The organism is Eikenella sp. Marseille-P7795, from assembly GCF_916618725.1.
GTDB classification, from domain to species: domain Bacteria; phylum Pseudomonadota; class Gammaproteobacteria; order Burkholderiales; family Neisseriaceae; genus Eikenella; species Eikenella longinqua.
This window is the reverse complement of sequence record NZ_CAKAJZ010000006.1, coordinates 24599-49958: the sequence shown is the minus strand read 5'-3', so window position 1 is coordinate 49958 and position 25360 is coordinate 24599. Positions and strand designations below refer to the sequence as shown.

Here is a 25360-nt window from a genome sequence, read left to right as displayed (position 1 = left end):
GACCACCATGCCAAACCCGCTTTACGGCCAGCACATCATTTCCATCCCCGACCTGAGCAACGAGCAGCTCGAATGCCTGCTGGATACCGCCCTGCGCCTGAAGCAGGCGCCGCGGCACGACTTGCTCGAAGGCCGCCTCATCGGCTCCTGCTTCTTCGAGCCCTCCACCCGCACCCGCCTCTCTTTTGAAACCGCCGTGCAGCGCCTCGGCGGCAAAGTAATCGGCTTTTCCGACGGCGCCAACACCAGCGCCAAAAAAGGCGAAACCCTGGCCGACACCGCCCGCATCATCTCCAGCTACACCGACGCCATCATCATCCGCCACCCCAAAGACGGCGCCGCCCGCGTGCTGGCCGAATTCTCCGCCGTGCCCGTAATCAACGCTGGCGACGGCACCAACCAGCACCCCAGCCAAACCCTGCTCGACCTCGTTACTATCCAAGAAACCCAAGGCAGCCTCGCCAACCTCACCATCGCCATGGTCGGCGACCTCAAATACGGCCGCACCGTCCACTCCCTCGCCCAAGCCATGAAACGCTGGAACGCCGAATTCATTTTCGTATCCCCGCCCAGCCTCGCCATGCCCGACTACATCACCGAAGAGCTCGATGCCGCCGGCTGCCGCTACCAAACCCTGCCCAGCCTCGAAGCCGCCATCGAGCGCGCCGACATCCTCTACATGACCCGCGTGCAACGCGAACGCTTCGACGAGCAAGAATTCGCCAAAATCCAAGGCAAATTCAACCTCGAAGCCGCCATGCTCCAGCATGCCAAACCCAACCTGCGCGTGCTGCACCCCCTGCCCCGCGTAGACGAAATCCACCCCAACGTGGATGACACGGTTTATGCTTACTACTTCGAACAAGCCAAAAACGGCGTGTTCGCACGTATGGCCATGCTCTCATTGGTGCTCAACGAAACCGTATAAATATCCGGCACTTCAGGCTACCTGAAAAACACCCGGCCAAGCCAAAGCCGGGCTTCGGCAACATAAACAATCCAGCCGAAACCCACAGCCTCATGCATGCACACGTCATTGGTTTATATCTATAAAACATATTGTTTAACAAAGGGATCAAACAATGCATGCAAAAACCATTTTGATGCTGATGTGCCTGGGCGCGCTGGCCGGCTGCGGCGGCAGCAGTAAAAACGGCGAAGGCCAAAACATCACTTCCATCAAATTCGGCAGCGGTAGCAATTATAGGCAATCTTCGACCATGTCCGTCCGTATGCGTGAACAGCCACAATCGCAGCCGCAAACCGACAACAATACGCCAAACCCCAATCCGTCGCCCAACCCCAACCCGACACCGAATCCGACCCCCACACTGGATCCGACTCCGGACCCCAATCCCGATCCAACCCCCAACCCGCCGCCCACGCCGGAGCCGCCTAAACCCACTCCGACCAACGGTTGCGAAAAAGCCACCGACACGAATCCGGCCAGTGGAAAAGCTTGCGATGCTTTGAGTTTAAAGAATCTACCGTACCGCAAGACTGGGAAGTCAAAAATATTCCCAACCACTTGGGCGGCCACCTCTCCTACCTCAGGGGCAATGTGGAGTTTGTGGAAAACGACTATGTGAAGATCACTACCCGCCGCCATTGTGTGCGGCAGCAGGGCGATTCCCTCACCACCACCAATGCCACTACCGGTCCATGTGCAGCAAACCAAGTTGCACAATACGCCAGCGGCCGTTTCGAATCCAAACCCATCGTGGATGCCAGCAAACCCTTCCGTGCGGAAATCCGCGCCCGTATCAACTGGAACGGATCCCAAGGCATGCGCACCGCCCTTTGGATGCGCAACAGCGAAAACCTGCAAAACTGCGCCCGTAACCCCGCCGCCAACGACCCCTACGGCGAGCTGGATATCGTTGAATGGTATTCCTCCGCCCGCGAGTATGCCTGGTCGTCCTCCCATGCCCTCTGCTATTACAGCCCTCAGAAAAATCTTGGGCCACCCGCCTCTTTGTGCACCGTTTGGAATACCGCCTCAACAAACAAGCCACCCCGATCGACGGCGCTTGGCATGTATGGGCTGTTGAATTTGACGGCCAGAAAGTACGCTACTTCCTGGACGGCAAGCTGATTCCCGTGGCCACCTACCGGGCGAACGACAACACCCGCGTCAGTGTGATCAATGAGCACGATACCGATGCAGACGGCGGCTATCCCTCTACCATGCCGGATGAAGACTATACGAAACTCAACATCACCAAAGAGATGCTGAGGCAGACATTCGTAGAGAAAGGCCCTTGGTATTTCATTATCAACGACTATGCCGAATGGGAAGAGCAGCTGAAGCCACCCAAACCCACCGACCCCTTCCCCATCCAAACCACCCTGATCGACTACGTGCGGCTGTATCAGAAAAACTAACCCCGCTCTTGCAGGCTACCTGAAATTTCAGGTAGCCTTTACTCCGTCTGAACCACCCGAAATCCGGAAACCCAAATGGACAACAAAAAACTCAGCGTCGAAGCCATCGAACACGGCACCGTTATCGACCACATCCCCGCCGGCCTCGGCCTCGCCATCCTGCGCCAGTTCAAACTGCTGCACCACGGCCACGCCGTTACCGTCGGCTTCAACCTCCCCAGCAAACGCCACGGCCGCAAAGACATCATCAAAATCACCGGCATTCAGCTCGACGAAGCCGCCGCCAACCGCCTCGCCCTCTTCGCCCCTGAAGCCACCGTCAACATCATCGCCAATTTCCGCGTCGAGCAGAAAATGCCCCTGAAGCTGCCCGACACCATTAGCGAAGTATTCCGCTGCCCCAACCCCAACTGCGCCAGCCACGGCGAGCCCGTGGCCAGCCGCTTCTACGTGCGCCGCCGCGGCAAACCCCGCCTCAAATGCCACTACTGCGAAAAAACCTACGACCGCGACCTCGTGGCCGAAGCCTAACCCCATTATCCGCAGGCAAACAGGCTACCTGAAAACCGGAACACTCGTTTTCAGGTAGCCTTTACCCCATCCCACCACCACCCAAACCGCCATGCCCTACCAATACCGCCAAACCCTGCCCCGCACCCCCTTAGACATCATCGGCGACATCCACGGCGAATTCGCTGCCTTCAAGCCCTGCTGCACCACCTCGGCTACCGCGACAACGGCCACCACCCGCAAGGCCGGCGGCTCGTCTTCGTTGGCGACCTGTGCGACCGCGGCCCCGACAGCCCCGCCATGCTCGACTGGTTCCAACAAGCCCACAGCCAAGGCTTCGCCCAAATGGTGCTGGGCAACCACGAACTCAACCTGCTCGCCAACGACCCCAAAGACGGCGCCGGCTGGTTTTTCCACTCCCGCGCCCAACAAGACGCCGCCAACTACGCCCCCTGGCAACACCAAGCCGAACACCGCAAAGCCGCCCTCACCGCCTAGCTATCCGAACAACCCCTGCTGCTCGAACGCCCCGACCTGCGCATCGTCCACGCCGCCTGGCTGCCCCAACACATCGAACGCCTCGAAGCCGCCAAAGGCGAAAGCCTGGTGGCGCAATACCACCGCTTCGATGCCGAACAAGACCACCGCATCCAAAGCGCCCCCTGGTATGCCGACTATTGCTACGAACAAGAACATTACGCCGCATTGGCTCACAACCCCCACCAAGCCCCGCCGCCCATGCCCGCCACCGCCCAATACGACCTCGAACGCAGCCGGCTCAACCCCATCCGCGCCCTCATCAGCGGCGTTGAACGCCTCGCCGACGCACCCTTTTTTGCCGGCGGGCGCTGGCGCGGCACCACCCGCTGCCCCTGGTGGGACGACTATCATGCCGACACCCCCGTTATCATCGGCCACTACTGGCGCAGCTGGCAGCCCTCCCCCGCCGCCCTTCCCGCCGAACACGGCCTGCTGCCGCCCCAATCCGACGCCTGGCACGGCGCGCGGCACAACGTATTCTGCGTCGACTTCTCCATCGGCGGCAGCTGGCGTGCCAGAAAATTCCCGCAGCAATATCAGCCGGAACAATTCCGCCTCACCGCCCTGCGCTGGCCGGAAAAAGAACTGGTCTTCAACAACGGCGAGCGCGCACCCACCCGCTAGCTGAACAAAAAAGGCTACCTGAAAATTTCAGCAAACTTTTTTTTCAGCTAGCCTCCATCTATGCAAGAGGCTAGCTGAAAAGAAAATCTCCACACCGCAAAAAAGCAAGCACCCAAGCCCAGACGGTAATCAAGCCAAACAATCACCCAACAAAAAGGCTACCTGAACTTTTTCAGGTAGCCTTCATCAATCCGGCAGCTTATTCTTCGCTCATAAAGCCGCGCAGCTTTTGGATGGCTTTGGCTTCAATCTGGCGGATGCGCTCGGCGGATACGCCGTATTCGGCAGCCAGCTCGTGCAGAGTAAGCCCGCCGTCGTCTTGCAGCCAGCGGCTTTCCACAATGCGGCGGCTGCGGTCGTCGAGCTGCGCCAGTGCGTTTTGCAGGCCTTCGGTCTGCATGGCATAGCGGGCTTTCTGGGCGATTTGCTGGGTGGGCTCGTTGTGCGTATCGGCCAGCCAGTCGATGGGGGCGTAGCTGTCGCCTTCGCCGTCGCTGTTGTCGGCGAGGAGAGCGACGTCTTTGCCGGTCATGCGCTGTTCCATTTCCAGCACTTCGTCCATCTTCACGCCCAAGTCGTCGGCGATGCTCTGTGCTTCTTCGGGCGAGAGGGCGTTCATGCTTTTGCGCATGCTGCGCAGGTTGAAAAACAGTTTGCGCTGCGGCTTGGTGGTGGCCACGCGCACCATGCGCCAGTTGCGCAGGATGAATTCGTGAATTTCGGCCTTAATCCAGTGTACGGCAAAGGAAAACAGGCGGGCGCCGCGGTTGGGCTCGTAGCGCTTTACGGCTTTCATCAGGCCGATATTGCCTTCTTGGATGAGGTCGGCTTGGTTGAGGCCATAGCCGTCGTAGCCGCGGGCGATAGACACCACCACGCGCAGGTGCGACAAAATCAGTTTTTTGGCGGCTTCCAAGTCGCCTTGCAGCTGGCGCACGGCCAGATTGTGTTCTTCCTCGGGCGTGAGCAGCGGGATGCTGTTCACGGTGTGAATATATTGCTCCAAACTGCCGTGGCCGCTGGGAATGGGTAAGGCAAAAGCGGTATTCATTATTTCTTATTTCCTTTTTTAATTTGTTCTTTTTCTGCCGCCATCGGGCGGATTCTTTTTGCTCTATCTTTTCTCTGAAGATGCCATTAAACACCTTTTTGTGTGAGTTTGTTTTATCGATAGGTAAATTTTTGTATTTTCCTAAATTTGATTTATTTTCTATATTGCAGCATCTGGCAACAAGTTCGCACAAGCTCGCCTATTCTCCATCATCTGCCTGCTCAACTGCTTCGCCAGACGCTGCATTTTCTTCTGCCGTCACGGGCGCACGATGGGTTTGCGCCGCCGAAAAATAGCCGGCCAGCAGCATAATCACGGCCACGCACAGCAAACCGTATATCAGCGGCAGCGAGCCGCCCATCTTCATATACGGGGTTTCGCCGCGATAGCCTTCGATGCTGCCTTCAAGCACGGTGCGGGTGTCGGCCGGGGCAAGTTTCACGATTTGGCCTTGCGGGTTGATGATGGCGGTGGCGCCGGTGTTGGTGGCGCGCACCATGTAGCGGCCGAGCTCCAGCGCACGGGTTTGCGACTGCTGCAAGTGCTGATACATGGCGGTGGAGCGGCCATACCAGGCCATATTGCTCACATTAGCCAGCAGACTGGCGCGTTTGGCTGAGGCAATCAGCTCGTCGCCGAAGCCATCTTCGTAGCACACGTTGAAGGCAACACGCTGGTTGGCGAGCAAGAGTGGGGCTTGAGCGCTGCCGCCTTGGCTGAAGCCGGCCAGCGGCATGTTCATCATGCGGTAGAGCGGCTCAGTGAGGGCGGGCAGTGGCTTGTATTCGCCGAAGGGGACGAGGTGGTTTTTGGCGTAAAACGGGATGTCGTCGGGCCAGTCGGGATGGAAGTTGCTCAGGTTGATGACGGCGTTCAGGTAGCCTGTGCCCTGCTGGTTGTATTGGGCGATGCCCATGGCCAGGGCGCTGCCGTTGCGCTGGGCTTCGTAGGCGAATTGGTCGAGGACGCCGGGGTGGTATTCCTGCAAATCCTGCCGCATGATGGGGAGGGAGGTTTCGGGCAGGATGGTGATGTCGGCCTGGCTGTTGGCCACCTGCTCGTAGTAATTTTGCATGATGGCGCCCAGCTGCTCGGGCTCCCATTTCAGGCTTTGTGCCACGTTGCCCTGCGCCAGCGCCACGGTGGCGCTGCTGCCGTCGGGCTCGGTGAAACGCGCTTGGCGCAGCTGCCAGCCACCGGCCAGCACACCTATCAACAGCAACACGGGCAGCACGCACCGCCGCCAGCCTTGATTGTGTACGGCCAGCACCAGCCATGCGCCGCAACAGGCACACAAGAGCGTGAGCAGGTGCAGCCCGCCCACCGGCGCATAACCGGCCAGCGGGGAATAGCCGGCCACCTGGCTGTAGCCCAGTGCGCCCCAGCCGAAGCCAGTAATCGCCCGCTCGCGCGCAAACTCGGTGAGCGTCCACAACACGGGCAACAGCAGGCCGATACGCCAGCCGCGCGGCAGGCGTGCTTTTTCCAGCAGCCAGAAGCAGGCGGCGGGATAGAGCGCCAGATAGGCAGGAAGCAGCAGGGTGAGCGGCAGGGCGTAGAGATTGGGCAGGCCGGATACGTCGTGCAGCGCGGTGTGTATCCAATAAAACTGCGCGGTGTAGCCTGCCAGCCCGAAGCAGTAGGCGCTGGGCACGCCGTTTTGCGGGCGCAGCTCGGTGAGCCGGATCAGCGCGCCAAACAGCAGCGGCATCAGCCAGAAGTGGTAATACGGGGCAAACGCCAGCGGCGTGGCGGCGGCCAACAACAGCAGCGCGGGCCAATACACATAGCGCCGGCGGAAGAAAGCCTCAAATTTTGCAACCCAATTCATGTTTTCAGGTGGCCTCATAAAGACGCGGTATTATAGTGGATTCGGACGGCGGGATGAGAGAAAAATACGATGGGCACGATTGCTTCGGCGGCACGACCGGCGAAGCAATGCCGCGTTTGGCTGCTGGTTATTTTTCAGGTAGCCTCAAGCTGTCCAAAGGCTACCTGAAAAATATTTGGGCAAAGCAAGCCGGATTGCATGCAAAAATGTGCCGCCAAGCCGCCGGCACCTTGCACCGCCGCTGCCAACAGGGTACCCTTCGCCCGCTTCCGTTTCTCCCGCCGGCCAGCCGGCATTTCCCGATAGGACACACCATGCACCACCCCCACCGCCGCGCCGTATACGCCGGCAGCTTCGACCCGCCCACCAACGGCCACCTGTGGATGATTCGCCGCGCACAGGCCATGTTCGACGAACTCGTCGTCGCTCTCGGCACCAACCCCGACAAACAGGCCACCTACACCCTGGAAGAGCGCACCGCCATGTTGCGCGCCATCACCGCCGAGTTCCCCAACGTGCGCGTTACCCATTTCCACAACCGCTTCCTGGTCGATTTCGCCGACAGCATCCAGGCCGACTTCGTGATACGCGGCATCCGCAGCGGCCCCGACTACGAATACGAACGTGCCATGCGCTATATCAACGCCGATTTGCAGCCCAGCATCACCACCGTGATCCTGATGCCGCCGCGCGAATTTGCCGAAGTCTCATCCACCATGGTCAAAGGCATGGTCGGCCCGCAAAACTGGCAGAAACCCATCCGCCGCTACGTGCCCGAAGCCGTGTACCGCAAAATCCTCGCCGACCACGGCTGCGAGCCGGAAGATAATTAAACTTCCCCTGCCCGCCTAGGCTAGGCTACCTGAAAATATTGCCGAAGCAGCCCCTGTTTTTTCAGGTAGCCTTTTCAGGTAGCCCCAATCGAACTGGTTAATAAAACAATAAAGCACGATAAACTCGTGCTTTATTCGTTTGCTGCTTGGGCGGCGCTTAGTGTTTCTTATGCAAGCGCAGATAATCGAGCGTTTTCAGTTCGGCAATCGCCACTGCCAACGCAGCTTGGGCTTTAGCCAAGGCTTCATCGTCTTTGGCTTGAGCCACGCTGGCTTCGGCCGTTTTCCGCGCCTCTTCCGCCCGCGCCTGATCCAACTCGGCACTGCGCACGGCCACGTCGGCCAAAATCATGATCTTATCCGGCTGCACTTCCAAAATACCGCCGGAAATAGCCACCAGCACCTCGTCTTCCTGATCCGGCACCTGCAAACGCAGCGTGCCGGGACGCACCAAGCTCATAATCGGCTCGTGGCGCGGCAGAATACCGAGCTCGCCGTTCAGCGTCGGCACCACGGCAAACTTCACCTGGCCGGAATAAATATTCTGCTCGTTGCTGACCACATCAATCTGCATGACATCCATGCTGCGTTCCTCAATTCAAGGTTTTGGCTTTTTCCACGGCCTCTTCGATACCGCCCACCATGTAGAAAGCCTGTTCCGGCAGGTGGTCGTATTCGCCGCTCAAAATCGCCTTGAAGCCGGCCACGGTGTCGCGCAGCGGAACGTATTTGCCGGGCGAGCCGGTAAACACTTCGGCCACGTGGAAGGGCTGCGACAGGAAGCGCTGGATCTTACGGGCGCGCATTACGGTCATCTTGTCTTCATCAGACAATTCGTCCATACCCAAAATAGCAATGATGTCGCGCAACTCTTTGTATTTCTGCAAAGTGGATTGCACGCCGCGAGCCACGTCGTAATGCTCCTGACCCAACACCATCGGATCGAGCTGGCGGGAAGTGGAGTCCAGCGGATCCACGGCGGGGTAAATACCCAGCGAGGCAATATCGCGGCTCAATACCACGGTCGCATCCAAGTGGGCGAAGGTGGTGGCGGGAGACGGGTCGGTCAAGTCGTCCGCCGGCACATATACGGCTTGGATCGAGGTAATAGAACCGGTTTGAGTGGAAGTAATGCGCTCTTGCAGACGGCCCATTTCTTCGGCCAGCGTCGGCTGATAACCTACGGCAGACGGCATACGGCCGAGCAGTGCGGATACTTCAGTACCGGCCAAGGTATAACGGTAGATGTTGTCCACGAAGAACAATACGTCACGACCTTTGCCGGTTTCGTCTTTTTCATCACGGAAATATTCGGCCATAGACAAACCGGTCAGGGCTACGCGCAAACGGTTGCCGGGCGGCTCGTTCATTTGACCATACACCATCGCCACTTTATCCAACACGTTGGAATCTTTCATTTCGTGGTAGAAGTCGTTACCCTCACGGGTACGCTCACCCACGCCGGCAAACACGGACAAACCGCTGTGTGCCTTGGCAATGTTGTTGATCAGCTCCATCATGTTCACGGTTTTGCCAACACCGGCACCGCCGAACAAGCCCACTTTACCGCCTTTGGCAAAGGGGCAGAGCAAATCGATCACTTTAATACCGGTTTCCAACAACTCGGTCATACTAGACAGTTCGTCAAATTTAGGTGCGAATTGGTGGATGGCACGCGTTTGATCAGAACCGATCGGGCCTTGCTCGTCTACCGGATTGCCAAGCACATCCATGATGCGACCCAAAGTGGCCTTGCCCACAGGTACGGTAATCGGTGCGCCGGTATTGTTTACCGCCAACCCTCGCTTCAGGCCGTCGGTGCTGCCCATCGCAATAGTACGAACAACGCCATCGCCGAGCTGCTGCTGCACTTCCAGCGTTAAATCGGTATCGACCAGCTTCAATGCGTCATAAATGCGCGGGATAGCGGCACGGGGAAATTCCACGTCGACGACCGCACCAATGATTTGTACGATTTTGCCTTGATCCATTTATCTATATCCTAATTTTTCAAATCTGCCTGCTTACCTAAACAGCGGCTGCACCGGCTACAATCTCTGACAATTCCGTAGTAATTGCAGCCTGACGAGATTTGTTATAAATCAAGCGCAATTCTTTAATCGCATTACTTGCATTATCCGTAGCGGCCTTCATCGCCACCATACGGGCAGACTGCTCTGAAGCCATGTTTTCGCACAAAGCCTGATAAACCACCGATTCCAAATAACGACGCACCAAATATTCCAGCACAGCAATCGGAGAAGGCTCATATTTGTATTCGCGACCGTATTCTTCGTCTTCCGAGATTTCGTTCAGCACATTATGGCCAATCGGCAGCAACATCTCGACATTCGGTTCTTGGCGCATAGTGTTGATAAATCTTGAGTACACCAAATGCACCACATCCAAACCGCCATCAGCATAGCGCTGGAAAACCTCGGTAAGTGAGCCGAGCAGCACTTCCATCTTCGGAGTATCGCCCAAATTTACCGCACTGGCCACTACATTGAGCCCCGCACGGTTACAGGTAGCCAACCCCTTGCTGCCAAAGCAGACCACTTCAACTTCAATGCCCTGCTGTTGGTATTCCTGAACCTTCAATAGGAATTTTTTCAGCAAATTGGCATTCAATCCACCGCATAAGCCCTTATCGGTTGTAATCAGAATAAACCCGGCTCGCCGGATATTCTCACGACTTTCCAAAATTGGCAGCTGCTTATGTTCGGTTTCAACCTGTGCCAAATGGCTCATCACTACCCGTACTTTTTCTGCATAAGGGCGTGCTAAACGCATTCTGTCCTGCGTTTTCCGCATTTTGGAAGTCGATACCATCTGCATGGCTTTGGTAATCTTCTGTGTGTTTTGCACACTACGGATTTTAGTGAGGATTTCTTTCCCTACTGCCATTTCAGATTTTCCCCTTACGAACTTTAGGCCGAATAATTACGAGATGCTTTGAACGTGTTAATTGCATCGGTCAAAACTTGCTCGTTTTCTTCACTCATCACGCCACTCTGGTTAATTTGATCCAGCACGTCGGCATGTTGGGTACGCACATAGCCCAAGAAATCAGCTTCAAACGCCAATGCCTTAGACACAGGAATATCTTCGTACGAGCCTTTATTGATTGCCCACAAAGTCAAAGCCATCTCAGCAATGCTCATAGTGCTGAATTGTTTTTGCTTCATCAATTCAGTAACCACTTCACCATGCTGCAGCTGCTTGCGGGTTGCCTCATCCAAGTCAGAGGCAAATTGGGAGAACGCTGCCAATTCGCGGTATTGAGCCAAAGCCAAACGGATACCACCACCCAGTTTCTTGATGACCTTAGTTTGAGCCGAACCACCTACGCGTGATACCGAAATACCGGCGTTAATCGCAGGGCGGATACCGGAGTTGAACAAGTCAGTTTCCAAGAAAATCTGGCCGTCAGTAATAGAAATCACGTTAGTCGGAACGAAGGCAGATACGTCACCTGCCTGAGTCTCAATAATCGGCAACGCAGTTAGTGAACCGGTTTTGCCTTTCACTTCACCATTAGTGAGTTTTTCCACCTCAGCCACATTGATGCGAGCCGCACGTTCCAGCAAACGGCTATGTAAATAGAACACGTCGCCAGGGTAGGCTTCACGACCAGGAGGACGGCGCAGCAACAAAGAAATTTGACGATATGCCACAGCCTGTTTAGATAAATCATCATACACAATCAGGGCGTCTTCACCACGATCGCGGAAGTATTCACCCATGGTGCAACCAGAGTACGGAGCAATAAATTGCAGTGCAGCAGCTTCTGAAGCTGTAGCAGCCACCACAATGGTATGCTCCATTGCACCGTGCTCTTCCAATTTACGCACTACGTTGGCGATAGAAGAAGCTTTTTGGCCTACGGCCACATAGATGCAGATAACGCCGGTACCTTTTTGATTGACGATCGCATCCAATGCTACAGCCGTCTTACCGGTTTGACGGTCGCCGATAATCAACTCACGCTGACCACGGCCAATCGGCACCATGGAATCCACAGACTTTAAGCCAGTCTGCATAGGCTGATCCACAGACTGGCGAGCAATCACGCCAGGAGCAATTTTCTCAATCGGTGCAGTTTCTTTTGCATTGATTGGTCCTTTACCGTCAATCGGCTGCCCTAACGCATTTACTACACGACCAACCAGTTCGCGACCAACCGGCACCTCAAGAATACGACCCGTACATTTGACTTGATCGCCTTCTTTGATGTGCTCATACTCACCCAGCACAATCGCGCCGACTGAATCTCGCTCCAAGTTCATGGCCAAGCCAAACGTATTACCAGGAAACTCCAGCATCTCCCCCTGCATCACATCTGACAGCCCATGCACACGCACAATACCGTCAGTCACAGAAATCACGCCACCATAAGTGTTCGCTTCCTGTTTTGTATTCAGGTTCTCAATTTTGGATTTCAACAACTCACTGATTTCAGCAGGATTAAGCTGCATGAAACTCTCCTAATTTATCATTGCCGCATACAGGCTTTTCAATTTCCCCTGCACGGACAAGTCTAAGACTTTATCTCCAACTTCGATCTTGATACCACCAATCAGCTCAGGAACAATTTCCAGCGTAGCATCTAGCTTATGGCCAAATTTCTGCTGGCAATCACTTACCACCTTAGCAAACTGACCTTCGCTCATTGGAAAAGCGCTATAAACAATAGCTTTTTGGATATGATCTTTCGACAGCAGAAACTCTTGATATTGGGCATAAATATCTGGCAAAACCATCAACCGCCCAGCTTCCGCCAACACATACAGAAAATTCTTAAATTCTGCATATTGCGGCGCATGAATGCCATCCAACAAACCAACCAGGGTATCCGCCTTAACCGAAGCAGCGACCCCTGCATCCTCAATAAACGTAGCAAGTTTAGGTTGGCTAACAGCCCAAGCCAGCTCTTTCAGCTTTTCCAGCCAAGCTTCAGCATAACCCTTTTCAATAGCCAATTCGAACAATGCTTTCGCATACGGCCTGGCAATAGTGGCAAGTTCAGCCATAGTCTCACAGCTCCTGCTTCAGCATACCCAAAAGCTGGGCATGTTTATCGGCATTAATCTCACTGCATAGAATCTGTTCGGCACCTTTAACAGCCAGCACGGCCACTTGCTCACGCAAAACCTCACGAGCCCGATTAAACTCCTGCTCCACATCAGCCTTAGACTGCGCAGCAATACGAGCAGCCTCAACGGCAGCCTGTTTTTTTGCCTCTTCAACAATTTGAGAAGCACGCTTTTCGGCATTGGCAATAATTTCTGCCACCTGCCCGCGGCCTTCAGACATAATTTCGGCTACTTTTTTCTCAGCCTGCTCGAAATCATGTTTTCCACGTTCAGCAGCAGCCAAGCCTTCAGCTATCTTGCTGGCTCGCTCATCCAAAGCCTTAGCGATGGGTGGCCACACAAATTTTACTGTGAACCACACCAGCAGGCAGAAGACAATAATCTGTATGATTAAAGCTGAATTAATATTCACTTTACTCAACCTTCACAGTTAGGGTTAAAACAAACGTAAAAAGTTTGTGTAATCTTAACCTGCAACTGCCGGAGCAAACGGATTCACGAACGCGAACAACAGGGCAACAGCCACACCGATCAGGAACGCCGCGTCAATCAAACCGGCAATCAGGAACAACTTGGTCTGCAACGGCTCGATCAGCTCAGGCTGACGAGAAGAAGCCTCCAGATATTTTGAACCTACGAATGCAATACTGGCCGCAGCAGCCACAGCACCAAAGGCAACAATCAGGCCGCAAGTGATGGCCAATACACTATTCAAATCCATTTGAAACTCCTTACAAGTGAAAGTTAAAAATACAACTACAAAAAACTACAAACTAGTGGGAACTATGCGCCTGCCCGATATACACAAAAGCCAACGCAACAAAAATAAACGCCTGCAACACAATAACCAGAATATGGAACACCGCCCATACGAACCCAGCCAAAATATGGAAGAACGCCAATACAGGATCCACCCAAGTAACCGCTTCGCCAGGCATTGCCCAAGCACCACCGAGCATCGCAATCAGCAAGAACACAAGCTCACCGGCGTACATATTACCGAAGAGTCGCATGCCGTGGGAAATGGTTTTAGAAGAAAACTCAACCAGATTCAAGACGAAGTTGAACGGAGCCAACCAGATGCCGAACGGCGCAGCAAACAGCTCATGAATCCAGCCACCCAAGCCTTTGAGCTTGATATTGAACATGAAACAGGTAAGCAACACGCCGATAGACATACCCAAAGTAATATTCAAATCAGCAGTCGGCACCACACGCAGCAGCGCATGATGATTGCCTGTAATATGCTGCCAAATCCACGGCAGCAAATCCACCGGCAGCAAGTCCATGGTATTCATCAGCACAATCCACACAAACAGCGCCAAACCCAGCGGCGCCACTGTCTTGCGAGATTGCTCGTTATGAATCATACCCTTGCAAAGATTATCGATAAACTCAAACAGAATTTCGATTGCAGCCTGAAAGCGCCCCGGCACACCAGGCGTTACCTTGCGGGCACCATACCACATCACCAGCGAGCCGATAACAGCCAAAACCGTTGCAATAAAAAGGGAATCTAAATTGACATAGGAAAAGTCGGCAATATTTTGCAGACCCTGCCCTTTGCTCACATCCGACAAACTGGTCAAGCTTTGCAAGTGGTGCTTGATGTAGTCGGCTGCACTCATGCTTTCACTGGCCATACTTTCTAGCTTTCCAAAATATCAGTAACACCGCATGACTCACCGCAATCAACCCGACAATAAACGGAACAAATACGATTCGTTGGCGATAAAAAACAAACACCAGCGTCATCAGAACGACCGCCAGTACTATTTTTAAGCCTTCTCCAATCCAAAACGCGCCATCCCGCCACTTGGGGAAGCGCCGAAGAAACCTTAAAACCAGTACCGCCAGCATGGTCGGCAGCAGATAGCTCAAGCAGCCCAACGCCGCAGACTTAGCCGCAGCCGCGCCGGAAAACGCCCAAAAAACAGCAGCCAACACCACCGTTACCGCCAATTGGAGATAAATTGCCGCTGCCATATGACCATCTTTATCAGCTAAACAATAGCCGCGCAAATATAAGCAAAAACAGGCTTAGTGTCAAGAAAAGTGTTAATCTTTGTCAAATGAGTTCAATTTAAACACACAGCCTGCCTGCCATACCTGCGCCAACGGCTTTTCGGCTTCAGGCTACCTGAAAGCGTGAGCTTCAACGAAGTGGACCGATGTCTTGGCGCAGCCAAGACTGAGTTTCTGCGAAGCTAAAACGTCAGCCTCCATGAAGCTAAAAATGATGCCTTATCAAGGCTTGCCGCAGAGCCAAACCAGCCTGCCCGCTCCCCCGTTTATTCAGGCAAATCCACATCCAGCTGCCGCATCAGGCGGGCGAAGGTTTCCGGGCTGTCAAAATGCAACACCACTTTGCCGCGCTTGCCGTTGCCGGTTTGCACTTCCGCGCGCACGCCCAGCTTTTCCGTGAGCGCTTCATTGAGATGAAGGATGTCGGGGCTGACGGTTTTCGGCTTTTTCTCCTGCTGCGCCTGTTGCGCCAGCTGGCTGCGCCGCTCCACTTCGCGCACCGACCAGCCGTTTTTCACCGCCTTTTGCGCCAGCGCCAGCTGCTCCATCACCGGCAACGGCAGTAGCGCGCGCGCGTGCCCCATTTCCAGCTGGCGCAGAAACAGCATTTCCTGCACCGGCTCGGGCAGAGCCAACAGGCGCAGGCTGTTCGATACCGCGCTGCGGCTGCGCCCCACGGCCTGAGCCACGGTTTCGTGCGTGAGGCCGAACTCGTCCACCAGCCGCCGCAAGCCCTGTGCCTCTTCAATCGGGTTGAGGTTTTCGCGCTGGATGTTTTCAATCAAGCCCATGGCCAGCGCGGCTTCGTCACCGATGCTTTTGATCACCACGGGGATTTCGGCCAAACCGGCCAGCTGGCTGGCACGCCAGCGGCGTTCGCCGGCAATCAGCTCGTATTGCGAGAGGCCGTGTTCGCGCACAATCACGGGCTGGATCACGCCCTGCGCCTTAATCGAATCGGCCAGCTCTTGCAGGCTTTCGTCGTCCATTTGCGAGCGCGGCTGGTAGCGGCCGGGCTTGATGTCGCGCACCGGCACGCTGGTGAGCCGGTCGCCGCTGCTGTCACCGATGGCGCCGGCCAGCAGTGAATCCAAGCCCCGACCGCCGAGGCCGCTTTTGGGTTTTGCCATATTGTTGTTTCCTAATCCGTTTTATTTTTCAGGTAGCCTCAAGCCAGGGGGAGGCTACCTGAAAACCATTGGGGCTACCTGAAAATACTAATACATGCGGTTTCAGCCAGGATGTTTTCAGGTAGCCTTTACGGCTTGAAAGGCTACCTGAAAACGTGCGCTTCAACGAAGCCAAAACAGCGTATTCAAATCGCGCCTATTCTAACACAGCGCCGCGCCGCCCCCCCGCCGCTAAAAATCGCCCCACAGCGCCTGCATTGCCGCCAGCGCCGCCAGCGCCGCCGTTTCCGTGCGCAACACGCGCGCGCCGAGCCGCACCGGCTGAAAGCCGTGCGAACGCGCCAGCGCTTCCTCCTCCGCAGTCAAACCGCCTTCCGGCCCAATCAGCAGCACCGCGTTTTGCACTTTCGGCAGGCTGCGCAGCGGCACGCCGTCGTGCGGGCTCAGCAGCAAGCGCGCGCCCGCTTCCGCCGGCAAAGCCGCCAGCGCCTGCGCCAAATCGGCAATCGGCGCCACTTGCGGCACTTGGTTGCGCCCGCATTGTTCGCAGGCCGAAATGGCGATATCCTGCCAGCGCCGCACTTTTTTCTCCGCCCGCCCGGCAGGCGCACATTGGAACGCGCGGACAACACCGGCACAATCCGCCCCACGCCCAATTCCGTGCTCTTCTGCACGGCAAAATCCATCTTTTCCGAAGCCGACACCGCCTGCATCAGCACCACCTGAAGCGGCGATTCGCGCGATTCCGCCAGCAGCTTATCCACCCGCGCCAGCGCCTGCCTGCGCCCGATTTCCAGCAACACCGCCTGCACCGCCCCGCCCCGCCCGTCGAACAGCACCAACGGCGCGCCCGCCTGCAAACGCAGCACCTGGATATGCCGGCAGACATTTTCAGGTAGCCTCAGCACCCCGCCCTCGGCAAAAGTTTGCGCAACATAAAAACGCGGCATTTGTTGTTTACCCCGAAAAATGGTTAATATCCCGTTTCTATTTCTATCAGAAAACCCATTGGGAAGGAAAGATTTTGCTAACCCGTTTGACGGAACTGGTGCGCGAAGTAGCGCAAACCGCCGTGATGCCGCGCTTTCTCAACGCCGCCGTCAGCACCAAAAGCGACGGCAGCCGCCTCACCGAGGCCGACCTGCACGCCCAAGCCCTGTTTGCCGAACGCCTGCCGCAGCTCATCGCCTGCCCGATGCTCGGCGAAGAAATGAGCGCCGACGAGCAGCTCGCCATGTGGCGGCGGCATGCCCAGAGCGGGCTGTGGGTGGTCGACCCCATCGACGGCACCAACAATTTCATCAACGGCCTGCCGCATTTCGCCCTCTCCGTGGCCTATGTTCGGCACGGCCGCAGCCGGCTGGGCGCAATATTCCACCCCATGATGCGGGAAATGTTTGCCGCCGAACACGGGCGCGGCGCCAGCCTCAACGGCCAAAGCCTGCCGCTGCGCCACGCGCCCAAGCGGCTGAAAGAAGCCATCGCCGGCGTAGAAGTGAAATACCTGCGCTCCGGCAAACTCGCCAGCCGCATGCAAACCCTCCACCCCTTCGGCTCGCAGCGCAGCATGGGCGCCAGCACGCTCGACTGGTGCTACCTGGCCGCCGGCCGCTACGACCTTTATCTCCACGGCGGGCAGAAACTGTGGGACTACGCCGCCGGCGCCCTGATTTACGAAGAAGCCGGCGGCCGACTCGCCACGCTGGAAGGCGACAGCTTCTGGAGCGGCGAGCACGTGTTCAAACGCTCCGTGATTGCCGGATTGCAGCCCGACCTGTTCGAGCGCTGGCTGGCTTGGATTCGCGCCAACCAGTAAGCATGGAGGCTACCTGGAAATAAAGGCTACCTGAAAAACCCGCCCATTTTTAGCTTCGCTGGCGCCGACACTTTAGCTTCGCAGAAATTCAGCCTTGGCTGCGCCAAGACATCGGCCCACTTCGTTGAAACTCACGCTTTCAGGTAGCCTCATCCGCCATCACGGCTGCTGCGCCGCATTCATCAGCTCCTGCCAGCGCATCATCATCTGCTCCATCTGCGCCGTGTCCACCACCCCCAGCGTCACAAACAACACCCACAGCAGCCCCGCCACCACAAACAGCACGCAGAAACTCAGCACATAGCCCAGCAACACCTGCCACACCCGCACCCCGCCCAGCCGAGCAAAGCCGATTATCGTGGCCACCGTGCCCCACATCGACCAAATATTGCCCAGCAGCGCCAAATGCGGCACATACACCACCAGCAGCAGCGGCACCGCCAGCACCTCCGACACCAGCACAAAGCCCCACAGCCACACCCGACGGCCCGACATCGCGCCCAACAGCTTGTCCATCACCGTGCTGAACACCGGCCACTTCACCAGCTGCAGGCAAAACATCAGCGCCATCAAGCCGTATTGCCCGCTCACCAGCGGCGTCATCATCGCCGTGTTCACTGCCGCCACCACCACCAGCGCGCCCAGCATATCGTGCAGCGGATACACATATTCATCGGCGGGGCGCAATTGCAGCCGCATCAGGTTGGCGGCGTCGGAAATCAATCGGTACATGACAGGCGGCTCGGAGCAACAAAAGGCCGCATTATAGCCAAAGCCCCGTGTTCTTCCTACGGCGCAGGCAGCGACCGGAGGCTACCTGAAATTTGGCAAGCTGCCGGAAATTCCGTGCCGGATAAGCAGGCAGCCCATCATCCCCATTTCCATCCGCGCACACTTTTTCAGGTAGCCTGTCCGCCGAGGCTACCTGAAAACCCCAGCGCCTCCCAAACAGCCAAACATTTTTATAGTAAACCAACTTTAACTTTCGCTACGGCGTTAGCTCGCCTTGCCGTACTCCTGTACTGCCTGCGGCTCGCTGCCTGGTATCGAAAGCCAATTTGGTTCGCTATAGCTTCGCAGAAACTCAGCCTTGGCTGCGCCAAGACATCGGTCTACTTCGTTGAAGCTCGCGCTTTCAGGTAGCCTCATCCGCCCCGCGCGAAAGCCCCGTTTGAGCAAGACGCAAGCCAAACAAGCATTCCCCCCGCCCCGCCCTTGCGGTAAACTGGCGCCCGTTTTATCCACAGGTATAGAAAAGCATGAACCTTCTCGGAGCCCTGGCCAGAATCGGCAGCATGACCATGCTCTCGCGCGTGCTCGGCTTTGTGCGCGATGCAGTGTTGGCGCGGATTTTCGGCGCGGGCATCGCCATGGACGCCTTCGTGGTGGCCTTCCGCCTGCCCAACCTGCTACGCCGCATTTTTGCCGAGGGCGCGTTTTCGCAGGCTTTCGTACCGATTTTGGCGGAATACCGGCAGAAGAAATCGCCCGCGGAAACGCAGCGTTTTGTGCAACACGTGGCCGGGATGCTGATGTTTGCGCTGCTCATCGTTACCGCCATTGGCGTGCTGGCAGCGCCAGCGGTGATTTGGGCCACGGCCAGCGGCTGGGGCGGCAAGCCGGAAAAGTTTGTGCTGGCTTCGCAGCTTCTGCGGATTATTTTCCCGTATATCCTGCTGATTTCGCTGTCGTCTTTGGTGGGCAGCATTTTGAACACCTACGGCAAGTTTTCCGTGCCGGCCTTCACGCCGGTGCTGCTCAATGTGTCGCTAATTGGCTTTGCGCTCTTGGGGGCGCCGCATTTCGAAGAGCCGGTGATGGCGCTGGGCTGGGGCGTGTTTTGCGGCGGGGTGCTGCAATTGGTGTTCCAGCTGCCGTGGCTGTTTAAGCTGGGCTTTTTCCAGCTGCCGAAGCTGCATTTCGGCGACCCGGCGGTAAACCGCGTGATCAGGCAGATGGCGCCGGCAATTTTGGGCACCTCGGTGGCGCAGGTGTCGTTGGTGATCAACACCAATATCGCGTCTTACCTGCAAAGCGGCAGCGTGTCGTGGATGTATTTTGCCGACCGGCTGATGGAGCTGCCCACGGGCGTGCTGGGTGTGGCGCTGGGCACGATCCTGCTACCGGGGCTTTCCAAACACGCGGCCACGGGCGACCAGCGCGAGTTTTCGGCGCTGCTGGATTGGGGCCTGCGCTTGTGCCTGCTGCTCACGGCGCCGGCGGCGGTGGGCATGGCGGTACTGGCCTTCCCGCTGGTGGCCACGCTGTTTATGTATAACAAAATCGGCGTGCACGATGCGCTGATGACGCAGCAGGCGCTGATTGCTTATGCGGTGGGGCTCTTGGGGATGATTTTGATCAAGGTGCTGGCGCCGGGGTTCTACGCGCAGAAAAACATCAAAACGCCGGTGAAGGTGGCGATTGTGACCTTGATTTGCACGCAGCTGATGAACCTGATGTTTGTGTGGAAGCTGCATCATGCGGGGCTGGCGCTCTCCATCAGCCTGGGGGCGTGCATCAATGCGGCGTTTTTGTATACACTGCTGCGGGTGAAGGAGATGTATCAGCCCAAGGCGGGCTGGCGCAAGTTTTTGCTGAAGCTGGCGGTGGCGCTGGCGGTGATGGGCGGCGGGCTGCTGGCGGCGCAGCATTATGCGGCGCTGGAATGGGTGCAGGTGGGCGGACTGCGGCGCACGGTGCAGCTGTTTGCGCTAATCGGCTTCGGCATGGTGCTGTATTTTTCCACGTTGGGGCTGCTGGGCTTCCGGCCGCGCGATTTTAAGCGGCGGGAGGTGTAGCGCTTTGGTTTTCAGGTAGCCTCTTTAGCCTGGCAGCAGGCTACCTGAAAAATATCCACGATAAAAAAACCATCAGCCGGCAAGCCCGTTTGCTTGCCGGCTGATGGTTTGGCCTGAAGAATGCTTAATCTTCCTCGTCTTCTGCCAAGGCGGGCTGCGCTTCCTGGTTGCGGCCGATCAGCCACAACACGCCGCCCACCACCACAAAGGCAATCTTAATGCCCCAGGCGATGCCGTCGCCCCAATTAATGGTTGATGAAGCTGCGGGATTTTACACAAAGCATACATTTTTTCAAGCAATCGGCGGAAATGGTATGATTACGCCTTCCCGCAAACCCATCCCAAAGGAAACCCCATGCCCCTGCTCGACAGCTTCACCGTAGACCACACCAAAATGCACGCCCCCGCCGTGCGCGTGGCCAAAACCATGCGCACCCCCAAAGGCGACGACATCACCGTGTTCGACCTGCGCTTCTGCGTGCCCAACCAAGAAATCCTGCCAGAAAAAGGCATCCACACGCTGGAACACCTATTTGCCGGCTTCATGCGCAATCATCTGAACGGCGCAAATGTGGAAATCATCGACATCTCCCCCATGGGCTGCCGCACCGGCTTCTACATGAGCGTGATCGGCACCCCCAGCGAAGAAGCCGTGGCCGCCGCCTGGCAGGCCGCCATGCAGGATATTTTAAACGTGCAAAGCCAGAGCCAAATCCCCGAGCTGAACGAATACCAATGCGGCACCTACCGCATGCACTCCCTCGAAGAAGCCCAAGACATCGCCCGCCATATCCTCTCCCGCAAAATCGGCATCAACAAAAACGCCGAGCTTGCCCTGAGCGAAGACATCCTCGGCAAACTCTAAGCCCCAAACCAAAAGGCTACCTGAAAACCATTTTTCAGGTAGCCTCTATCGCCCGCCACACCAAATATTTGACACGAGCTATGCAAACTTTCTCCCTCAACGGCCACGAACACATCGCCCTGTGCGACCTGCTCAAACTCACCGGCCTGGCCGATAGCGGCGGCCAAGCCAAAGCCTGGATCGCCGAAGGCCGCATCCGCCGCAACGGCACGCCCGAAACCCGCAAAACCGCCAAAATCCGCGCCGGCGAAATCATCGAGCTGGACGATGGCAGCGCGATTGAAGTACAGGAATAAAACCGCCGGATACCGCAGCAAATGAAAAGGCTACCTGAAATTCAGGTAGCCTTTATCGCAGGCAATCCGCTAATCAATCAAACGATTCCTGAGGATTGCAAGCCAATCATTCCCGCGAAGCCTCGTCTGCTGCCGGAGAATCCTCCGCATCCTCCGTTTCCGCCTCTTCCTGCGCGGCCTCTTCGGCTTCGATCAGCACGGAGGGCGGCGGGGTAGCAGCCGCTGCGGCGGCTTCGCGCGCCTGTTTGTAGGCCAGGGCGGCTTCGCGGTCGCGTTTGTTCACACGGCGCATCATCAGGTAGTTGCCCACAATCACCAGCGTGCCGATGATGGCGATCAGCAGGGTGGCGAGCACGTTCATCTGCGGGTTCACGCCGCGTTTCACTTTGGCGAAAATCAGCTGCGGCAGGGTGGTGTATTCGGGGCCGCTGAGGAAGGAGGTGATCACCAAATCGTCCATGGAAAGGGTCATGGCCAGCAGGAAGCCGGAGGCGATGGCGGGGGCGATCAGCGGCAGGGTGATCACCCAGAAAACCTTCCACGGCTTGGCGCCCAAATCCTGCGCGGCTTCTTCCAGCGATTGGTCGAGCTCGTTTAAGCGGGTGCGGATCACCACGGTTACATAGGCCATGCACAGCGTGGCGTGGCCGAGCCAGATGGTGAACCAGCCGCGCTCGAATTGCAGCCAGCTGAAGCTGGAGCCGCGCAGCAGCGCCTGCACCTGCAAAATCAGCATCACCAGCGAAATACCGGTGATGATGTCGGGCATCACCATCGGGGCAGACACCATGCCGGTGAAGAGCGTGCTGCCGCGAAAGCGCTTGATGCGCGCCAGCGCGTAGGCGGCCATGGTGCCGAGCACCACGGCGGCGGCGGCGGAAATCAGGGCGATGCGGATGGAAAGCCAGGTGGCTTCCAGGATTTCGCTGTTGTTCAGCAGCGCGCCGTACCATTTGGTGGAGAAGCCACCCCACACGGTAACCAGCTCAGAGCGGTTGAAGGAGTACACCACCAACACCACGAGCGGAATATAGAGGAAGCCCAGGCCCAGCAGCAGGCAGCCGCGCAAAAACCAGGCAGACCATGAAGATTTTCTAGCCACGGCGTGCTCCTTCCAGTTGTTTGGTTTCGTGGCGGTGGAACAGGCCGATGGGCACCACCAAAAGCAACACCATCACCACGGCCATGGCCGAAGCCAGCGGCCAGTCGTTTTGCGTGAAGAAGGCCTGCCACAGGGCTTTGCCGATCATCAAATGCTCGGGCCCGCCCACCAAATCGGGAATCACGAATTCGCCCACCGCCGGAATAAACACCAGCATCGAGCCGGCGATGATGCCGCTTTTGGAGAGCGGCAGAGTGATGGAGAAAAACGATTTTACCGGCCCCGCGCCCAAATCGGCCGAGGCTTCGAGCAGGCGGCCGTCCAGCTTCAAGAGCTGGGTGTAGAGCGGCAGCACCATGAAGGGCAGGTAGGTATAGACCATCACGATATTGAGCGAAAAGCTGTTGTAAAACATATCCAGAGGCTCGTTAATCCAGCCCCAGCGCAGGAGCAGGTTGTTGATGATGCCGTTTTGTGACAGCAGCCCCATCCAGGCATACACGCGCAAGAGCAGCGAAGTCCAAAACGGCAGCATGATGGCCAAGAGCAGCGGGTTGCGCCATTTTTCACGGCTGCGCGAGATGGCGTAGGCGATGGGGTAGCCGGCCAAGAGACAGATCAGCGTGGTGGTGAGCGCGGTTTTGATGGAGAGCAGGTAGATGTGCACATACAGGTTGCTGCCGGATTTATCGGCAAAGGGGTTGAGCCCGAGCCACAGCGACGACCAGAAATTGTCGAAAATGCCGGTGTAGTTCAGGTAGCTCAGGGAAATGTTCACACGGCCGGCCGCCTCGTCCACGGTGTAGAGCGGGGTGTAGGGCGGAATCGACGTGGCCTGCTCGGCCAGGCTGATTTTCAGCACGAAGAAGAAGGGGATCAGAAACAAAACCAGCAGCCACAGGTAGGGAACGGCAATCACCCATCCCTGCCCCGGCCGCAGCCTGTCTTTCAACGCCTGCCATTTCATTTTTCAGGTAGCCTCTTTCATATTCGGCTGCCGGCAAATTTGCCTGCTGCAGCCATGCTTGTATTTTTCAGGTAGCCTTTAGCGGGTGAGCGGCACGGGCTGGTTGGCCGGCCAGCTCAGATACACGGTTTCGTCCCATGTGGGCGGCTCGAGGTTGGCTAGATACCAGTAAGACGACAACACTTGGCTTTTCACCATGCGCCCGCTGGGCAGCTGCACATGATAGATGCCGAAGCTGCCCAAATAGGCGATTTCCTTCACTGTACCGATGGTCCAGTTGTGCTCGCCCAGGTTGGCGGGCTTTTCTTTGTGCATATTGATGTCTTCGGGGCGGATGCTCACCCACATGGTTTGCTCTTCCGGCCCGGCCACGCTGTGGTCGATGAGGATATTCTGCGCCAGCTCAGGGCAGTCGATTTCGGCGTGGTCGGCTTCGTCGGCCACCAGCTGGCCTTCGAAAATGTTGGTTTCGCCGATAAATTCGGCGGTGAAGCGGCTGTTGGGGAAGTCGTACACTTCGCGCGGGGTGCCCACCTGTTGCAGATGCCCTTCCGACATGATGGCGATGCGGGTGGCCATGGTCATGGCTTCTTCCTGGTCGTGCGTTACCATGATGCAGGTTACGCCCACTTTCTCTAGCGTATTCACCAATTCGAGCTGGGTTTGCTGGCGCAGGTTTTTATCCAGCGCGCCCAAGGGCTCGTCTAGGAGCAGGAGTTTGGGCTGCTTGGCCAGGGCGCGCGCCAAAGCGATGCGCTGCTGCTGGCCGCCGGAGAGCTGGTGCGGCTTGCGCTTGGCGTATTTGCTCATCTGCACCAGGCGCAGCATTTCTTCCACGCGCTCGGCAATCTGGTCTTTGGGCATTTTGTCCTGCTTCAGGCCGAAGGCGATATTTTGCTCTACGGTCATGTGCGGAAACAGGGCGTAGCTTTGAAACATCATATTGATGGGGCGGTCGTACGGCGGCAGGCGGGTGATGTCTTGGCCGTCCAAAATAATCTTGCCCTGATCGGGGGTTTCCATGCCGGCGAGCATGCGCAGCAGGGTGGATTTGCCCGAGCCGGAGCTGCCCAAGAGGGCGAAGATTTCGTGGCGGTCGATATCCAAATCGATATGGTCCACCGCATAGTTTTCGCCGTAGGTTTTCACCACGTCTTTAATTTGCAGGTAGGGCTTGGTTTGGGGGGGCGTGTATTTTTCAGACATGGGCGAAAAGCTCCGCATCGGTGCCTGCCGTTTGGTGTGGCGGCGGGCAGGGTTCAAGTTTAAAGCCGGTTGGATTCAAACACGCGGCGCGGCGGCGACGCCATGCCTTTTCAATCAACCGGCTATACGACAATATTTTGTGAGGCGTGATTGTAGGATAGCAGGCAGGCGGGGGCAACGAAAAAAAACGTCAGGCCGCATTTTTACCTAGCATGAGACCTTGGCAAAACCTCAGATTTGAGCGCAGTTCAAAGCGATAGCATCGCGGAATGCACAGACATAACA

Annotated in this window: 25 protein-coding genes and 2 pseudogenes; 10 read left to right on the top strand and 17 right to left on the bottom strand. The window is 56.8% G+C overall.

The window, feature by feature from the left end; translation table 11 throughout:
• Window positions 1-7: 7 nt before the first annotated feature.
• The 5 genes and pseudogenes from pyrB (at window position 8) to LG371_RS09205 (ending at window position 4059) form a co-directional block, all read left to right on the top strand.
• Complete coding sequence (pyrB, locus tag LG371_RS09225; RefSeq protein WP_067593120.1) at window positions 8-928, top strand: aspartate carbamoyltransferase; 921 nt, start codon at window positions 8-10, stop codon at window positions 926-928.
• Between the two features lie 531 nt (window positions 929-1459).
• On the top strand, window positions 1460-2095 hold the full coding sequence (locus tag LG371_RS09220) for a hypothetical protein (RefSeq protein WP_225748333.1): 636 nt from the start codon (window positions 1460-1462) through the stop codon (window positions 2093-2095).
• A gap of 5 nt (window positions 2096-2100) precedes the next feature.
• On the top strand, window positions 2101-2385 hold the full coding sequence (locus tag LG371_RS09215; protein ID WP_156503536.1) for a hypothetical protein: 285 nt from the start codon (window positions 2101-2103) through the stop codon (window positions 2383-2385).
• 75 nt (window positions 2386-2460) lie between these two features.
• Complete coding sequence (pyrI, locus tag LG371_RS09210) at window positions 2461-2916, top strand: aspartate carbamoyltransferase regulatory subunit (protein WP_225748332.1); 456 nt, start codon at window positions 2461-2463, stop codon at window positions 2914-2916.
• Between the two features lie 91 nt (window positions 2917-3007).
• Window positions 3008-4059 (top strand): annotated as a pseudogene (locus tag LG371_RS09205) (metallophosphoesterase).
• Between the two features lie 199 nt (window positions 4060-4258).
• Here LG371_RS09205 and rpoH read toward each other — a convergent pair.
• Both rpoH and lnt read right to left on the bottom strand, forming a co-directional pair.
• Window positions 4259-5110: an RNA polymerase sigma factor RpoH gene (rpoH, locus tag LG371_RS09200; protein WP_225748331.1), complete on the bottom strand. Its 852-nt coding sequence runs from the start codon at window positions 5108-5110 to the stop codon at window positions 4259-4261.
• Between the two features lie 199 nt (window positions 5111-5309).
• Window positions 5310-6941, bottom strand: coding sequence for an apolipoprotein N-acyltransferase (lnt, locus tag LG371_RS09195; protein ID WP_082890765.1), 1632 nt, complete (start codon window positions 6939-6941; stop codon window positions 5310-5312).
• 314 nt (window positions 6942-7255) lie between these two features.
• On the opposite strand from lnt, the gene coaD reads away from it, so the two are divergent.
• The gene (gene coaD / locus LG371_RS09190) at window positions 7256-7774 is read left to right on the top strand and encodes a pantetheine-phosphate adenylyltransferase (protein WP_225748377.1); all 519 of its coding nucleotides are present in this window, start codon (window positions 7256-7258) and stop codon (window positions 7772-7774) included.
• 157 nt (window positions 7775-7931) lie between these two features.
• Here coaD and LG371_RS09185 read toward each other — a convergent pair whose 3' ends face one another.
• The 11 genes and pseudogenes from LG371_RS09185 to LG371_RS09135 all read right to left on the bottom strand — a co-directional run bounded on the left by LG371_RS09185 (window position 7932) and on the right by LG371_RS09135 (window position 16975).
• Window positions 7932-8357 (bottom strand): F0F1 ATP synthase subunit epsilon, encoded by a 426-nt coding sequence (locus LG371_RS09185; protein WP_067593136.1) that lies wholly within the window; start codon window positions 8355-8357, stop codon window positions 7932-7934.
• A 10-nt stretch (window positions 8358-8367) separates the two neighbouring features.
• A complete protein-coding gene (gene atpD / locus LG371_RS09180; RefSeq protein ID WP_067593139.1) occupies window positions 8368-9765 on the bottom strand; it encodes a F0F1 ATP synthase subunit beta in 1398 nt (465 codons plus the stop codon).
• A gap of 37 nt (window positions 9766-9802) precedes the next feature.
• Window positions 9803-10681, bottom strand: a complete 879-nt coding sequence (gene atpG, locus LG371_RS09175) for a F0F1 ATP synthase subunit gamma (protein WP_067593141.1) — start codon at window positions 10679-10681, stop codon at window positions 9803-9805.
• 23 nt (window positions 10682-10704) lie between these two features.
• Window positions 10705-12252 (bottom strand): F0F1 ATP synthase subunit alpha, encoded by a 1548-nt coding sequence (gene atpA / locus LG371_RS09170; protein ID WP_067593143.1) that lies wholly within the window; start codon window positions 12250-12252, stop codon window positions 10705-10707.
• Between the two features lie 9 nt (window positions 12253-12261).
• Window positions 12262-12807, bottom strand: coding sequence for a F0F1 ATP synthase subunit delta (locus LG371_RS09165; RefSeq protein ID WP_067593145.1), 546 nt, complete (start codon window positions 12805-12807; stop codon window positions 12262-12264).
• Window positions 12808-12811: 4 nt separating this feature from the next.
• Window positions 12812-13282, bottom strand: a complete 471-nt coding sequence (locus tag LG371_RS09160) for a F0F1 ATP synthase subunit B (RefSeq protein ID WP_067593147.1) — start codon at window positions 13280-13282, stop codon at window positions 12812-12814.
• Window positions 13283-13336: 54 nt separating this feature from the next.
• Window positions 13337-13591 carry a F0F1 ATP synthase subunit C gene (gene atpE / locus LG371_RS09155; RefSeq protein ID WP_067593149.1) on the bottom strand — a complete coding sequence of 85 codons (255 nt, stop codon included), beginning with the start codon at window positions 13589-13591 and terminating at the stop codon, window positions 13337-13339.
• 52 nt (window positions 13592-13643) lie between these two features.
• Window positions 13644-14513 (bottom strand): F0F1 ATP synthase subunit A, encoded by an 870-nt coding sequence (gene atpB / locus LG371_RS09150; protein WP_067593151.1) that lies wholly within the window; start codon window positions 14511-14513, stop codon window positions 13644-13646.
• Window positions 14503-14856 carry an ATP synthase subunit I gene (locus LG371_RS09145; RefSeq protein ID WP_067593153.1) on the bottom strand — a complete coding sequence of 118 codons (354 nt, stop codon included), beginning with the start codon at window positions 14854-14856 and terminating at the stop codon, window positions 14503-14505. The genes atpB and LG371_RS09145 overlap by 11 nt, the downstream gene beginning before the upstream one ends.
• Window positions 14857-15161: 305 nt before the next feature.
• On the bottom strand, window positions 15162-16025 hold the full coding sequence (locus tag LG371_RS09140) for a ParB/RepB/Spo0J family partition protein (protein WP_067593155.1): 864 nt from the start codon (window positions 16023-16025) through the stop codon (window positions 15162-15164).
• Window positions 16026-16256: 231 nt separating this feature from the next.
• A pseudogene (locus LG371_RS09135) lies at window positions 16257-16975 on the bottom strand (16S rRNA (uracil(1498)-N(3))-methyltransferase).
• A 74-nt stretch (window positions 16976-17049) separates the two neighbouring features.
• On the opposite strand from LG371_RS09135, the gene LG371_RS09130 reads away from it, so the two are divergent.
• Window positions 17050-17841, top strand: a complete 792-nt coding sequence (locus LG371_RS09130; RefSeq protein WP_225748330.1) for an inositol monophosphatase family protein — start codon at window positions 17050-17052, stop codon at window positions 17839-17841.
• 159 nt (window positions 17842-18000) lie between these two features.
• On the opposite strand, the gene LG371_RS09125 is transcribed toward LG371_RS09130, so the two are convergent.
• Window positions 18001-18573 (bottom strand): hypothetical protein, encoded by a 573-nt coding sequence (locus LG371_RS09125; protein WP_067593164.1) that lies wholly within the window; start codon window positions 18571-18573, stop codon window positions 18001-18003.
• Window positions 18574-19100: 527 nt separating this feature from the next.
• Between LG371_RS09125 and murJ the strand changes: the two genes are divergently transcribed.
• From murJ to LG371_RS09110, 3 genes are all read left to right on the top strand, one after another.
• Complete coding sequence (gene murJ / locus LG371_RS09120; RefSeq protein ID WP_067593166.1) at window positions 19101-20639, top strand: murein biosynthesis integral membrane protein MurJ; 1539 nt, start codon at window positions 19101-19103, stop codon at window positions 20637-20639.
• Between the two features lie 355 nt (window positions 20640-20994).
• Window positions 20995-21504, top strand: a complete 510-nt coding sequence (luxS, locus tag LG371_RS09115; protein ID WP_225748329.1) for an S-ribosylhomocysteine lyase — start codon at window positions 20995-20997, stop codon at window positions 21502-21504.
• A gap of 80 nt (window positions 21505-21584) precedes the next feature.
• On the top strand, window positions 21585-21800 hold the full coding sequence (locus LG371_RS09110; RefSeq protein WP_067593172.1) for an RNA-binding S4 domain-containing protein: 216 nt from the start codon (window positions 21585-21587) through the stop codon (window positions 21798-21800).
• Window positions 21801-21906: 106 nt separating this feature from the next.
• On the opposite strand, the gene LG371_RS09105 is transcribed toward LG371_RS09110, so the two are convergent.
• The 3 genes from LG371_RS09105 to LG371_RS09095 all read right to left on the bottom strand — a co-directional run bounded on the left by LG371_RS09105 (window position 21907) and on the right by LG371_RS09095 (window position 25075).
• A complete protein-coding gene (locus tag LG371_RS09105; RefSeq protein ID WP_067593175.1) occupies window positions 21907-22902 on the bottom strand; it encodes an ABC transporter permease in 996 nt (331 codons plus the stop codon).
• Entirely contained in the window at window positions 22895-23869 is a 975-nt protein-coding gene (locus tag LG371_RS09100; protein WP_067593177.1) for an ABC transporter permease subunit, read from the bottom strand. The genes LG371_RS09105 and LG371_RS09100 overlap by 8 nt, the downstream gene beginning before the upstream one ends.
• A 78-nt stretch (window positions 23870-23947) precedes the next feature.
• A complete protein-coding gene (locus LG371_RS09095) occupies window positions 23948-25075 on the bottom strand; it encodes an ABC transporter ATP-binding protein (protein WP_067593321.1) in 1128 nt (375 codons plus the stop codon).
• Between the last annotated feature and the right edge of the window lie 285 nt (window positions 25076-25360).